We start from the raw sequence: 13246 nt of genomic DNA, 5'->3' as shown, positions 1-13246 counted from the left end.
CGTGAACGCTCTCCAGGCCGCCATCGGATCGCTCGTCTGGCTGCTGGCCGAGTTGGCCGCCGGGTCTTCCGGCCCCGGCGCGCTGACCGCGGTCGGCCTGGCCGGCGCGGCCGTCCTGGTGTTCGCCTGGATGCTCTGCCGGCTGACCGGCGTCCCCGTTCTGCGCCGGGGGCCGGGCAGGCCGTCGTACAACGGTGAGACGGCGATGGTCAGGCTGCGCGATCCCGGCGCGCCTGGCCGCCCCCGTCCCCGCGCGCCATCCGGAAGCCCCGCGCTCGTCTGACCGGCCATCCGGTCACGAGCGCTTTCGTCATGCCCTCACCCAGGGGCAAAAGGTCACAGACGAAAGGCTTCCCATGTTCGACTTCGTGCTCGACCCCGCCTACCGGCTCATCGAGGCGCTCAGCGATGTCACCGGCGCCGGGCTCGCGATCGTCCTGGTCACCCTCGCCGTACGGCTGTCGCTGCTGCCGCTGAGCGTCCGCGTCGCCCGCGCCCAGCGGATCAGGACGCGCCTCGCTCCCCAGGTGGACAGGCTCCGCACGCGATGGAAGAACGACCCGCAGCGGCTCCTGCGCGAGGTGAACGCGTTGTACGCCGAGGAGGGCGTCGGCCGGTTCACCGGCTATCTGGCGTTCGCGCAGTCGCCGTTCTTCATGGTGACCTACCGGCTGTTCACGGCCGCCGTGATCGCGGGACATCCGAACCTGCTGCTGGCGCAGAGCGTGCTCGGCGTGCCTCTGGGGGAGCACCTCGCGGCCGCGGTCGCCGGGGCGGGCCTGGTCAGCCCGCCGGTCCTGGTCTTCGCCGGGCTGCTCGCGCTGCTCGTGGCCGTGGCCGTGATCGCCGCCCGCAGGGTCGAGCCCACGGCGCCCATGCGGCGCCTCCAACTCCTCGCACCGTTCTGGACCGTGGCCGTCGCCGCCTTCCTCCCGCTCGCGGCGGGTGTCTACCTGCTCGTCAGCAGCGCCTGGACGACGGCCGAGCGGGCCGTCCTCTACCCGCGCGCCGCGTGACACCGGGGCTGGGATGCTGACGGCATGACCCGTGACCACGTGATCGTGACCTGGGCGGCCGGGGACACCGGCGGGGACGACCTGCGGGCGCTCCTGGCCGCCTACCACCTGCGGACCGAGGCCGAGAAGGGCGTCCCTGTGGGCGGCCCTGCGCACCTGCCCGAGCGCTACCGGGTGGAGGTCGAGGACCCGGGCGCGGCGTTCGCGGACGACGTCGTGCTGGTCGCGCGCCGCGGGGACGCCGCGATCGGCTGCGTGGTGCTCGCTGCGCCCGTCGAGGGGCGGGCGGAGATCAAACGGCTGTGGGTCGACCCGGGCGAGCGCGGCAGAGGTGTGGCAGGCGCGCTCGTCCGCGCCGTGCTCACCCGGGCGCATGCGACCGGCCTGCGGTCGGTGCGGCTGTCGGTGTGGCGCTGGCGGACGACGGCGATCGCCCTCTACGAACGACTCGGCTTCGTCGTCACCGCGTCGTGGGACTCCAGGGACGACCTCGTCTGCATGGAGCACGCCTTCGGCGGCGGAGGCGAGCGTAGCGGCGGAGGCGGAGCGTAGCGGCGGACCGGACCGGGGCGGCGGAGGCGCTCAGCCGACCTCGCGCAGCACTGGGGTTTCGGACAGCTCGGGATGCCCGTTTCGGGTGGGCCATGAGGCGGAGACGATGGCCCAGACAGTGGTCGCCTCCCCCTCGTGCCTGACCCCCCAGCGCTCGGCCAGGTATTCGACGATGCCGAGCCCACGGCCGCCGAGGGACGACAGTGTCGGGCGACCGGCACGGGGCTCCGTACACGCGCCGCCGTCGCTCACGGCCACCTCGACCTGGGTGTCCGAGCAGAGCCAGGCCACTTTGAGCTGGCCGGACGGGAGAGGGTGGGCGTGGCGCAGCGCGTTGCTCAGCAGTTCGCTCATGATCAGAACGACGTCGTCGACGGCGGTGGCGAGCAGCCCCGCGTTCGAAAGGTCGGCGCTGAGGCGCTGACGTGCGACGGCGACGCTCGACGGTGCGTACGGCAGCATCACGACGCTCGACGCACTCACCTCCCCGTTCCCCCCGTTTCTGCTGCACGAGCCAGTACGACCGAAATGCCCCGCTTACCGGACCGGGAAACCGTGCCCCGGATCACAGCTTGTGCACATTGGACAATAGTTCAGTCCTTAAGTGGTGACGCCACGCTCCGATCTGTCTTATCAGGATGAAGATCCTGCCGAGTTCAACACCAGCCGCATGCGGGTTCCCCCGCCGGATCGAGGCAGCGCGGCGACGTCTCCGCCCTGGGCGCGGGCGAGGTTGCGCACGATGTAGAGCCCGAGCCCGACCCCGCCGAACCTGCGCCGGTTGCCGCTGTCGGCCTGGACGAACCGCTCGAAGACGCGCTCCCGGTCGCCCGCCGCGATGCCCACTCCCTCGTCGTCCACCACCAGCACGACCCGGTCGGCCTCCGGCCATGCCTCCACCCGGATCAGGCCGCCGTCCGGGGAGTACTTGAACGCGTTCTCCAGGAGCTGGGCCAGAAGGATGTCCGTGGCCAGCGCGTCCCCGTACACGAAGGGGAGATCGGGCGGGATGTCCACCTCCAGCCGGTGCCGGTCGGACAGGACCGGCAGTCCGAGCGTCGCCGCGCGCACCCGGGCGGCCAGGTCGAAGGGCTCGACCCTGACCTTCAGCTCCTCGGCCCCCGCCCGCGCGCCGAGCAGCAGGTGGTCCATGAGCTGCCCGAGCGAGCGGGCGCGCTCGGCGATCGTGTGGACCGCCGACCGCCGCTCCTCGTCGGACAGGTGGTCCCAGCGGGAGTCGAGGGTGCTGGCGAAGCCGTGGACGATCGTGATCGGCGTACGCAGCTCGTGGCTGGTGGTGGCGAGGAACAGGTCCTTGGCCTCCTCCAGCTCCTTGGCCCGGGTCACGTCGCGGAAGTCGACGACGGTCTCCCCCGTCTCCCGGATCTCCGCGCACAGCACGTCGAGCCATCTGCCGGACGGAAGCTGGAAGGTGAGCTTCTCCCCCGGCGCCGGCAGCGGGAAGGGCGGCGGCCCTCCTATCACCCGGTCCGCCGGATGGCCGGTCAGCTCGGCCGCCGCGGGGTTCCACCGCACGACCGCGCCCGAGCCGTCCAGCACCGCGATGCCGTCGGCGCTGGCGTCGAAGACGGCCCGCTCGTGGGCGCGCTGCCGCACCGCGTCCTGGTACGCCATGGCGTTGGCGAGCGCGATCCCGGCGTGTCCGGCGAGCAGTTCGAGCAGCTCGAGCTCCAGATGGCTCGCCTTGCGCCGGGCGAACAACGCGTAGAGCGCTCCATAGGGACGCCCGCCCACAGCGGCGATGCCGACGGCGATCGTGTGCAGGCCGGGCAGGCGCGCCCAGATCAGGTCCTGGAAGCCCTCAGGGCCGGTCTCGAGCAGCACGGTCTTGCCGGTGCGCAGCAGCTTGGCGACCAGGCTGGTGTGCAGCCCGGCGGTGGCCCCGCGCAGCGTCTCGGGCAACTGGTGCACACCGACCAGGCGCAGCAGCTCCCCCTCGATGGACACGAAACCGCCGGCGTCGGCGCCGGTCAGCTCGGTCAGGCTCGCGGCGATGCGGTCGAGCACGACGGGCAGGTCGAGCTCGCTGTTGATGTCGCCGACCACGTCGGTCAGCCGCCGCACCAGGCGGGCGCGGCGCACCATCCTGCCGTGCGCGGCGTCGTCGTCCTCGGCGGCGTGGTAGACGCTCACGTATCCGAGCAGGACACCGGCCGGCGAGCACAACGCGCTCGTGTCCACCCGCAGGTCGAGCAGCCGCCCGTCGCGGTGGAGGCGCTTGGTGGTCAGCGACACCCGGCCGCCCGCGCGTACCCGTTCGAGCACGGCGTTGTGCTCGGCCATCAGCTCGTCGGGCACGATCGGGGCCCGCCTGCCCAGCAGATCGGACGCGGGCCAGCCGAACAGCCGCTCGGCCGCGGCGTTCCAGCTCAGCACGGCCAGGTCGCGGTCGAGCGCGACGATCGCGTCGGGGGAGCCGGCCAGGACCGCACGCGCGAGGCCCTCCTCGGCGTCGCCGGAGACCGCATCATCGAAGGCCGCGTCGCCGAAGGCCGTGACGTCCGCAGCCACGGCGTCCGGGACCGCGGCGTCCGGGACCGCGGGGGCGAGGTCCGCCGCCCGGCCGTCCACGCTGCTGTCACCCACGTCCCCATCGTGCCTTCTTTCACCTTTTGATCTTGGGCTTTTCCGTCACCTCGCGACCGCTCCGATACGCTGCCTGCACGCAGAGAAGAGAAAGTGGGGCGCCCATGTCCACCGAGGACCTCGAAGCCCTGCTCCGCGTGACCTCGCCGGGCTACGTCGGCGTGGCCCCGCCCGAGGTCGCCTTCGGCACCATGGACGCGCCGGTGGGCCGCCTGGTCCTCGCGGTGACCGCACGCGGCGTGCTGGCCTGCACCTATGAGGACGAGCACCAGGTCTTCGCCCGGGTCTCCCGCGCCGTCGGCTCGTTCATCGGGCCCGACCCGCGCCGCCTCGATCCCCTGCGCAGGGAGCTGGACGCGTACTTCACCGGGAGGCTGCGCACCTTCTCCCTCTCGGTGGACCTGCGTCTGGTCACCGGCTTCAGCCGTACGGTGATCCAGCTCATGCCGGCCGTGCCGTACGGCAGCGTCACCACCTACCAGGAGATCGCCGAGCGGATCGGGCGGCCGCAGGCGCCCCGCGCGGTGGCCAACGCCCTGGCCGGCAACCCGGTCTGCCTGCTCCTGCCCTGCCACCGGGCGGTGGAGGGCCCCGGTTCACTCGGCGGGTACGCCGGCGGCCCGGCGGCCAAGGAGCACCTGCTCCGCCTGGAAGGCGCCCTCTGACCGCCTGGACTCCACTTGGGCGACGGCGCCGCCGGGGCCTTTAGAAGATCACAAGTAAGCCTTTAGCCACGCTCGACAGGCTGCTTCCGCATCGGCACACACCGGACTCGTCCCGCCGCGGCTCTCCAACCGTGGGCGGGTTCTCCGGGCATGCCGTCGTTTCATATGAAAGGTGGTGAAAAGCATGTCTGTTCGCATCGACGACCTCAACGGGGACGCCGAGCTGCCGGAGGACTTCCTGGACGACATCGTCGGCGGGTTGCCGCCGCTGCAGGGCCCTGAGTGCGCCTGGGTTTCCTCCTCCCTCGGAGGGGGGCAGGGCGACCCGATGGACGTCCGCATCTGACGGTCGGACCAGCACGGCGGCGTGACCGGGCGCCCGGTCACGCCGCCCCCTCGACGAGGAACAGTAAGTTGATCTTGATACTCAGCGCCGCGGACGACGCGTCGGTCGAGATGGTCGTCCCGCATCTGCGCGAACGCGGGGCGGAGTTCCTGTGGTGGGATCCGGGCGACTACCCGGCCGAAAGCGCGATCACCTCGCGCCTCAGCGGCGGACCCTGGCGGCACACACTGCACATCGGCGGTAGGGCATACGACACGTCCCGGTTCAGCGCCGTCTGGAACCGCCGGCCCTCTCCGCCCCGGGCGCCGCGGTCGGTGACCGACGCCGACCACCGGCGATACGTCGAGAAGATCGCGCAGATCCTGCTGTACGGCTGGGAGGACACCCTCGACGCCCGCTGGTTTCCCGGCCGGAGCATCGACGTCATCCGGCTGCAGAACAAGCTGCTCAACCTCGCCGCGGCGGCCCGGCTCGGCTTCACCACGCCGGAGACGCTCGTCACCAACGACCCCGGGGAACTCATCCCGTTCTGGGAGGAGTCGGGGGGCGAGCTGATCGCCAAGCAGGTGGAGTACGTCCCGTTCCACATCGGCGGCGAGGAGCACGTGTTCTACACCACGCCGGTCACCCGGCGGCACCTCACCCATCGGCACCGGCTCGGCGCCTCCCCGGTGATCTTCCAGCCGTACGTGGACAAGGCGATCGAGCTGCGGATCACGGTCGTGGGGGACCGGGTGTTCGCCGCCGAGATCCACTCCCAGGGGTCGCGGGCGACCCGGTACGACTACCGCCACTACGAGCGCAGCTTCTCGGCGTACGGCATCCATCGGCTGCCGGAGGACGTGGAGCGCCGTTGCCTCGCGCTGACCGCCTCGCTCGGCCTGCCGTACGGCTGCATCGACATGATCCTCACCCCCGACGGGCGGTACGTGTACCTGGAGATCAACCCCACCGGCCAGTGGGGCTGGATCGAGTCGGCCACCGGCCTGCCCATCTCCGCGGCGATCGCCGACTGGCTCGTCGCCGCCGAACCCGCCCCCGAGCCCGAGACCACGATGGAAACCGCATGACCGTTCCTACCGAGGAGACCCCCTTCGCCGGCGTCCTTGCCGGGGCGGTGGAGCTGCTGCGCGGCCTGCCGCGTACGCGTGACGGCGTGGCGGCGGCCCGGCGCGCGGCCGAGCTCTGGCGGGCGGACCACCCGGACGTGCGTGCCCAGCTCGTGGCCGACGTACGGCCCGGCAGCCCCGTGGTCGACTACGACCTGGTGCTCGGCCATCCGGCGGGCGGAACCGTGGCGCTGACCGCCCCCGCCGACGACGGCGTCCCCTGGACGGTGGACCACTCCACTCATTGGGCCTCCGGACGGGTGCTGACCGTCGACGGCCGGGAGCTGCTGATCCAGAACGCGCTGCTGACGCTGCGCGCCCGCGCCGAGCGGGATCCGTCCGTGCAGGAGGAGCTGGTCGACCACTGCGTCCTGGAGGACCTGATCGCGCGTGAGCCCGAGCCGACCCGGGAGGAGCTGCAGGAGGCGTCGGACGCCTACCGGCTGCGGCGCGGGCTGCACACCCGTGAGCGGATGCTGCGTTGGCTCGGCGAGGTCGGGCTCACGCAGGAGGCCTACGACAACCACATCCACGGGCTCGCCCTGAAGCGGCGGGTGCGGGCGCGGATCGAGCGGGAGACCGGGCGGGATTACCTGGAGCGCTATCCCGAGGAGTTCGACCAGGTCTGGGCGGTATGGGCCGCGGGGAGCGCGGAGCGGCTGGCCGGCCTCGCCGCGTCGGGGGAACCGTTGGCGGCTCTCGGCGCGGCCGTGCTGTCGCGGGGGGACGACCTCGATGTGACGGCGGCGGTCCGGGTCGCCCGCGAACTGCCGGAACCGCTCAGGGACGCCGCGGCCGGCGCGGCCGTGGGGCCGGTGTCGTACGGCGCCGGGCACCTGTTCGGGGTGATACGCGAACGGCGGCCGGCGGACCCCGCGGACCCCGCGACGCTGGCCGCGGCGGGACGGGCGGGCTTCGCCGCGTTCATGGCGGCGCGCCGCGCGGCGGCCGAGATCACCTGGCACTGGCTCTGAGCGACGCCCAAGGCCGTGAGCAGCATGAGGCAACGCCGTGTCAACACAGCGCAACACCGTGATCAAGACAAGGCAACGCCGATGACCGCGTCGTCCCCCACGCCGGGGCCGGATCCCGACCACACCCGGCCCATGTCCCCGCGGCTCTCAGCGGGGCGACGGGAGGACCCCCGGGCCTACCGGCCGCCGGGCCCGCCACACGAGCCGGTCCTCCCCGCCCCCGGCCAGGAGCGCGGCGTCTTCCGGGAGGAGGCGCTGCGGCGGCACGCCGTACGCGACCGGGGGGCGAAGGTGCCGATCGTGCTCCGTGGGCCGTCGTTCCCGCTGTTGTGGATCACGGTGGCCGTGCTGGCGGTCGCGGGAACGGTCGTGGCGGTGCTGGTGTCGGTGCAGATGTCGGGGGTGGCCCGGTGAGGCGCGTCCCGGTGGTGCTGCAGAACACGCCCACCGAGTGCGGCACCGCGTGCCTTTCCATGGTGCTGTCGCATCACGGCCACCGCGTCACGCTGACCGAGCTGTCGGAGCGCCTCGGCGTCGGCCGTGACGGGCTGAGCGCCCGCGCGCTCCTCCAGGGCGCCCGCGAGCATGGTCTGAAGGCGCGCGGGTTCTCGCTCGATCCCGAGGACCTGGCCCGGGTGCCGCTTCCGGCCGTCGCGCACTGGGAGTTCAACCACTTCGTGGTCGTCGAGCGATGGTCGGTAGACCGGGTGGACATCGTCGATCCCGGGCAGGGGCGGCGACGGCTGACCCAGGAGGAGTTCTCCGCCGCCTTCACCGGGGTGCTGCTGGTCTTCGAGCCTGGGGAGGGGTTCCGGCGCGGGTCGTCGTCGCTGGCGAGCGCGTGGCGGCGGGAGTTCGTGCGCACGTTGCTGCGGCGGCGGCGCGGCCTGCTCGTGCAGGTCATCGCGGCCTCGCTGCTGCTGCAGCTGCTGGGCCTGGCCATGCCGCTGCTGACCGAGCTGCTGCTCGACACGGTCATCCCGCGCGGCGCCTCCGACCTGCTGCCCCTGCTCGGCGTGGGCGTGCTGCTTGCGGGGGCCGCCCAGCTCGTGTTGGCCTACCTGCGCGCGGCCCTGCTGGTGGCCGTACGCGCCCGCGCCGACCGGGAGCTCACCGAGGGGGTGGTCGCCCACCTGGTGGCCCTGCCCTACCGGTACTTCACCCGGCGCGGCACCGGCGACCTGGTGACCCGGGCCACCAGCGTCACGACGCTGCGCGAGCTGCTGACCGGGCAGATCGTCACCGCGCTCCTCGACGGGCCGCTCGCCGTCGGCTACCTGGCGCTGGTCTACCTGCGCGATCCCGTCTTCGGGGCGGCGCTGACCGGCGTGGTCGCGCTGCAGTCGGCGCTGCTCGCGGCCACCTCCCGCCGTGTGCACCGGCTGGCGCAGCAGGAGCTCGCGGCGCTGTCGGCCTCGCAGAGCAGCCTCATCCAGACGATCAGCGGAATCGAGACGCTCAAGGCGTCGGGCGCGGAACGCAGGGCGATGGAGCAGTGGTCGTCCCACTTCGCCCGGCAGCTCGACGCTGACGTGCGCAGCGCGCTCACCCACGGCCTCCTGGAGGCGGCGCTGTCGGCGATCCGCGTGATCACCCCGCTCGGGCTGCTGTGGCTCGGCGCCTGGCGGGTGCTGGACGGGCAACTGAGCGCGGGCGCGCTGATCGCGCTCAACGCCGTGGCGCTGGCCGCGCTCACCCCGCTCGCCTCGCTGATGACCGGCCTGCAGAGCCTCCAGCAGGCGGGCGCGCACTTCGACCGGCTGACCGACATCCTCGCCTCCGCCCCCGAGCCGAGCCAGGGCATCGAGGTGCTGCGCCTGCGCGGCGCGATCGAGCTACGCGACGTCGGCTTCCGGCACGACCCGCGCGGGCCCTGGACCGTACGCGGCGTGTCGGTGACGATCCGCCCGGGACAGAAGGTCGCGCTGGTGGGAGCATCCGGCTCGGGCAAGAGCACGCTGGCCCGGCTCCTGCTGGCGCTGCACACCCCGGTCGAGGGCGAGATCCGTTACGACGGCGTCCCCGCCGCCGAGCTCAACCTGGGCACGCTGCGCCGGCAGTTCGGGGTGGTCACCCAGGATGTGGCGCTGTTCAACGGATCCATCCGGGACAACATCGCGCTCAACGACCCCGACGCGCCGCTGGAGCGGATCATGCAGGCCGCCGGGCTGGCGGCGCTGCACGACGAGATCATGGCCATGCCCATGGGGTACGAGACCATGCTGACCGACGGCGGCGGACTGTCCGGCGGCCAGCGGCAGCGCCTGGCCCTGGCCAGAGCCGTGCTGGCCCGGCCCAAGGTGCTGCTGCTGGACGAGGCCACCAGCAACCTCGACAGCGCCACCGAGGCCGCCGTCGAGGCCAACCTCGCCTGGCTCCCCCAGACCCGGATCGTCATCGCCCACCGGCTGAGCACGGTCAGGGACGCCGACCTCATCCTCGTCCTCGACTCCGGACGTATCGTGCAGGGCGGCACCCATGACCAGCTGATGGCCCAGGGCGGCACGTACGCCGCCCTCGTCGCGGCCGGCCTGCGCTCGCGATAGCCCTGCTCGCGATAGCCCTCAGCCGGCCCGGCGCAACGCGCCGGCAGCGGCGGCGGCGCGGTCCCGCCACAGGCTGAGACCCGCCGTGCCGGCGAGCCGGGCGAGCCTGGCGTGGTGCCGCGCCGCGGCGGCGTCGTCCCCCATGGCCGAGGCGAGCGTCGCCAGGAACCGGTCCACCGGCCCCAGGAAGGCGATCGCGGCTCCGACCGAGATCCGTCCCTTGTAGGGCAGGAGGGCGGAGTACGTGGCCGCGCAGGCGTGGACGTCGCCCACCGCCGCCTGCGCGGCGCCCTGCAGACAGGTGAAGGTCAGCCACGACCAGTCGCGCGGCGCCGGCCGCCACCCGTCGGCGACCAGGTCGCGCGCCTCTTCCCTTCCACCTTGGCCGCACAGCAGGAGGGCGCGGAGCGCCTGGTCTCCGCAGGGGTTGGCGCCGGCCACCGCGTCGATCAGGGGCTCTGCCTCGCTCATCGTCCCCCTGTCGTGGGCGAGGAAGATTCGTCCCAGGGACACGACGGATCCGGCGTACCACATGCCGATGCGCCCGGCCTGCCGGTCGAGGTCGGCGTAGAGGGCCTCCGCGTCGTCGTACCGTCCGCAGAGCGTGAGCCGCCCCGCCCGCCACATCGTGTGCTGGAAGCGCGGCCAGGGCAGCGGCATGCGGGCCAGCATGGCGTCGCACCGGGCGGCCGCCTCGTCCGCTCCCGCGACGTCGAACACCTCCATGCGACGGTGGGTCCACATCATCTGCGCGAGCAGCTCGAACTCGGGCGTCCGGGTCTTCTGGCCCAGGTCCTCCAGTTCCGCGGCGATCTCCCGCGCCTCCTCCGTGTAGATCGAGCTGGGGATCGACAGGTAGCGGGCGTTGAGCGCACGCATCAGCAGATGCGGGTCGCCGAGCCCGCGGGCCGTCTCGACCGCCTGCGCGGAGTAGACGTGGCAGCGCGAGTCGTCCGACCCGTCGTACAGCTCCTGGGCCAGCCCGCCGAGCAGCCGCACCCGCTCGGGGGCGGCGACCTCGGGCATGGCGTCCAACGCACGCTCGAACCGGCGCACGAGCTGGAGTTCGACCTCCTCGTACGGATTGCGCAGGTTCCAGATCGAAGGGGCGTCCAGCGCGGTGAGCGCCCGGGCGGCGAGCACGGGCCCGTCGTGGCCCGCCACCCGGTCGGCCACCCGTATCGCCCGCGCCCGCACGCTTCTGGCGGCCGGGGCGTCACCGGCGTCGAGCAGGGCGCGGGCCTGCCGCAGCAGCAGATCGACGTGGTCGGCCGGATCGCCGGCCGCGGCTCCGTGCGCCTCGACCGCACGGCCCCACCAGGTGGCCGCCTCCTCGTAGGCCAGGCGGAGACCCGACTGCTCGGCCATCGCGGCCGCCCAGTGCGCCGCCTCCGCGTACGCCGCGGGCCCGGCCTGGATCGCGTGATGGGCGATGACGGCGACGTCGGCGCCGGGCCGGTCGACGAACGCGTTCATCACCTGCCGGTGGATGACGGCCCTGCGCAGCGGCGGAATCTCCCGCAGGAGGGTCTCCCGCACCAGGTCGTGGGCGAAGCCCGTCCGGCGCCCGGCGGCGACGACCAGGCCGGTCCGCACGGCCTGGTCCAGCAGGTCGTACACGGGCGCCGCCCACACCTCACCCACCATGCCGGGATCGAAGTCCCTGCCGATCACCGCGGCGATCTCGAGCACCTCGGCGACCCGCGGATCCAGCGCCGCCAGCCGCTGGTGGATCAGACCGGCGACCGCGTCGGGCACCGTGTCCAGTGGGCGGCCCTGGGCCAGCAGCCGGGCCGTCTCACGGACGAAGAACGGGTTGCCGCCGGTGCGCCGGGTCAGCAGGTGAGCGGTCCGCTCGTCGACCTCCGCGCCCACGGTCACGGCGACGGCCCGGATGGCCGCGGTTTCGAGGCCCGCGAGCCGGACGCGGAGCAGGTTGTATCGGGCGAATCTGCCGAGCACGTCGTCGAGCGGACCGGCCCGGGCGGTGTCCCTGAACGCGGCCACCAGTGTGAGCGGGACGTGCTCCGCCGGCTCGCCGACGAGCACGGTCACATCACGCAGCAGTCCCAGGGTCGCCGGGTCGGCCCACTGGAGGTCGTCCAGCATAATCACGATCGGCCGGTCCCCTGCGGCGGCGCGAATCCAGTCGGCGACGGCCTGATGACGCCGCTGACGCGCGCCCTGTGCCGATCCCCGTACCGATCCCCGGGCCGATCGCTGGGCCGACCCCTGCGGGGCCTCCTCGTCGAGCAGGCCGGCCAGGGCCTCGGAGTCCGGAGCCGGATGAACGCGCTCCAGCGACCTCAGGATCTGGATCCACGGCCGCAGCGGCAGGGCGCTCTCGAGATCGTGACAGCTCCCCCAGAGGGTCAGGTGTCCCCTCTCCGCGCACCGGTCCCTGAACGCCTTCAGCAGCCAGGTCTTGCCGATGCCCGGCTCCCCGGTCACCGCGATCGTGCTCATCCCGGCGCCGAGCGTCGACTCCATCTCGGCGAGTTGCCGGTCGCGCCCGTGCGGCGGGCGCGCCTTTTCCGGGGCCGGCCGAGCGGACGCGGGTGCGGCGGACCCGGAGGGGACGACCGCGAGAGACGGTGTGGTGAGAGACGGCGCCTGCCGCAGGATGTCCTGCTCCAACGCCCGCAGCTGCGGGCCGGGATCGAGCCCGAGCTGGTCGGCGATGAGGCTCCTGGCGCGGCGCAACGTGGCCAGCGCGTCCGCCTGGCGACCGGCCCTGTAGTACGCGAGGGCCAGCAGCCACCACAGCCGTTCACGCAGCGGATGCTCCCCGGTCTCGGCCTCCAGGCCCTGGATCACCGCCTCGGGCCGGCCCAGGTCGAGCTGCGCGTGGGCGCGGCGCTCGACGGCGACCAGGCGCAGCTCGTGGAGACGGTTCACCTCGGTGACGGCCCACAGCTCGCCCGCGAAGTCGGCGTACGGCAGGCCGCGCCAGAGCCCCAGCGCCTCGTCGAGCAGCGCGAGCGCCCGGGCGGGCGGCCGGCGTTCCGCGTCGGCGACGAGCCCGCCGAACCGCAGTGCGTCGACGTCCGAGGTGGCGAGCAGATAACCGGGGCGTTTGGCGACGAGGAGCCGGGGAGGGGTGCGCGGCGCCCGCTGCGGTTCGATCACACGACGCAGGTTCGACACGTAGACGTGGATCGACGCGAGTGCGGTCGCCGGCGGCGTGCCGCGATAGAGGTCATCGATCAACGTGTCCGTGGAGACGACCGCGCCCCCGGCGAGCACCAGCCGGGCCAGGACGGCCCGCTGCCGCGGGCCTCCGACGCCGACCGGCACCTCGCCGTCCCGGACTTCGAAGGGACCCAGAACCCCGAATTCCACTGCCTCCACGGCCTCTCTGCCGGTGAAGGCCGGTGCGGACCTTCCCTGGGCGGCAGTCTTGAGGCGTCGTCTTGCAGCTCACTTGCCTG

General features: G+C 73.1%; 12 protein-coding genes. 9 read left to right on the top strand and 3 right to left on the bottom strand.

The genetic code is table 11. The features are described from left to right. Position 1 precedes the first annotated feature (1 nt). From FLW16_RS31225 to FLW16_RS31215, 3 genes are all read left to right on the top strand, one after another. Positions 2-283, top strand: coding sequence for a DUF6412 domain-containing protein (locus FLW16_RS31225; protein ID WP_221891368.1), 282 nt, complete (start codon positions 2-4; stop codon positions 281-283). A gap of 73 nt (positions 284-356) precedes the next feature. Next, the gene (locus FLW16_RS31220; protein ID WP_142563716.1) at positions 357-1016 is read left to right on the top strand and encodes a membrane protein insertase YidC; all 660 of its coding nucleotides are present in this window, start codon (positions 357-359) and stop codon (positions 1014-1016) included. A 24-nt stretch (positions 1017-1040) separates the two neighbouring features. Continuing rightward, positions 1041-1568, top strand: coding sequence for an N-acetyltransferase (locus FLW16_RS31215; protein WP_142563715.1), 528 nt, complete (start codon positions 1041-1043; stop codon positions 1566-1568). A 30-nt stretch (positions 1569-1598) separates the two neighbouring features. Here FLW16_RS31215 and FLW16_RS31210 read toward each other — a convergent pair whose 3' ends face one another. Further along, a complete protein-coding gene (locus tag FLW16_RS31210) occupies positions 1599-2051 on the bottom strand; it encodes an ATP-binding protein (RefSeq protein WP_260615753.1) in 453 nt (150 codons plus the stop codon). 150 nt (positions 2052-2201) lie between these two features. Beyond that, the gene (locus FLW16_RS31205; RefSeq protein ID WP_396686881.1) at positions 2202-4175 is read right to left on the bottom strand and encodes a PAS domain S-box protein; all 1974 of its coding nucleotides are present in this window, start codon (positions 4173-4175) and stop codon (positions 2202-2204) included. A 104-nt stretch (positions 4176-4279) separates the two neighbouring features. On the opposite strand from FLW16_RS31205, the gene FLW16_RS31200 reads away from it, so the two are divergent. From FLW16_RS31200 to FLW16_RS31180, 6 genes are all read left to right on the top strand, one after another. Next, positions 4280-4840, top strand: a complete 561-nt coding sequence (locus FLW16_RS31200; protein ID WP_142563714.1) for a methylated-DNA--[protein]-cysteine S-methyltransferase — start codon at positions 4280-4282, stop codon at positions 4838-4840. A gap of 184 nt (positions 4841-5024) precedes the next feature. Further along, complete coding sequence (locus FLW16_RS44000) at positions 5025-5186, top strand: hypothetical protein (protein ID WP_185949671.1); 162 nt, start codon at positions 5025-5027, stop codon at positions 5184-5186. Positions 5187-5254: 68 nt separating this feature from the next. Next, positions 5255-6256 carry an MvdC/MvdD family ATP grasp protein gene (locus FLW16_RS31195; protein ID WP_142563713.1) on the top strand — a complete coding sequence of 334 codons (1002 nt, stop codon included), beginning with the start codon at positions 5255-5257 and terminating at the stop codon, positions 6254-6256. Beyond that, positions 6253-7269, top strand: coding sequence for a TIGR04500 family putative peptide maturation system protein (locus FLW16_RS31190; RefSeq protein WP_142563712.1), 1017 nt, complete (start codon positions 6253-6255; stop codon positions 7267-7269). The genes FLW16_RS31195 and FLW16_RS31190 overlap by 4 nt, the downstream gene beginning before the upstream one ends. 81 nt (positions 7270-7350) lie before the next feature. Next, positions 7351-7683 carry a hypothetical protein gene (locus FLW16_RS31185; RefSeq protein ID WP_142563711.1) on the top strand — a complete coding sequence of 111 codons (333 nt, stop codon included), beginning with the start codon at positions 7351-7353 and terminating at the stop codon, positions 7681-7683. Next, positions 7680-9815, top strand: coding sequence for a peptidase domain-containing ABC transporter (locus FLW16_RS31180; RefSeq protein WP_142563710.1), 2136 nt, complete (start codon positions 7680-7682; stop codon positions 9813-9815). Before FLW16_RS31185 ends, FLW16_RS31180 begins: the two co-directional genes overlap by 4 nt. Before the next feature lie 18 nt (positions 9816-9833). On the opposite strand, the gene FLW16_RS31175 is transcribed toward FLW16_RS31180, so the two are convergent. Beyond that, on the bottom strand, positions 9834-13157 hold the full coding sequence (locus FLW16_RS31175; protein WP_185949670.1) for a BTAD domain-containing putative transcriptional regulator: 3324 nt from the start codon (positions 13155-13157) through the stop codon (positions 9834-9836). Positions 13158-13246: the final 89 nt, after the last annotated feature.

This window comes from Microbispora sp. KK1-11 (assembly GCF_006874435.1).
In the GTDB taxonomy this organism is placed as follows: Bacteria; Actinomycetota; Actinomycetes; order Streptosporangiales; family Streptosporangiaceae; genus Microbispora; species Microbispora catharanthi.
The sequence above is the reverse complement of the archived record's forward strand: the minus strand, read 5'-3'. Positions and strand labels throughout refer to the sequence as shown.

What these genes read in the sequence shown, in the direction of transcription:
- FLW16_RS31220 (WP_142563716.1), top strand. Translation starts at nt 357, where the DNA reads ATGTTCGACTTCGTGCTCGACCCCGCCTACCGGCTCATCGAGGCGCTC.
- FLW16_RS31215 (WP_142563715.1), top strand. Translation starts at nt 1,041, where the DNA reads ATGACCCGTGACCACGTGATCGTGACCTGGGCGGCCGGGGACACCGGC.
- FLW16_RS31200 (WP_142563714.1), top strand. Translation starts at nt 4,280, where the DNA reads ATGTCCACCGAGGACCTCGAAGCCCTGCTCCGCGTGACCTCGCCGGGC.
- FLW16_RS44000 (WP_185949671.1), top strand. Translation starts at nt 5,025, where the DNA reads ATGTCTGTTCGCATCGACGACCTCAACGGGGACGCCGAGCTGCCGGAG.
- FLW16_RS31190 (WP_142563712.1), top strand. Translation starts at nt 6,253, where the DNA reads ATGACCGTTCCTACCGAGGAGACCCCCTTCGCCGGCGTCCTTGCCGGG.
- FLW16_RS31185 (WP_142563711.1), top strand. Translation starts at nt 7,351, where the DNA reads ATGACCGCGTCGTCCCCCACGCCGGGGCCGGATCCCGACCACACCCGG.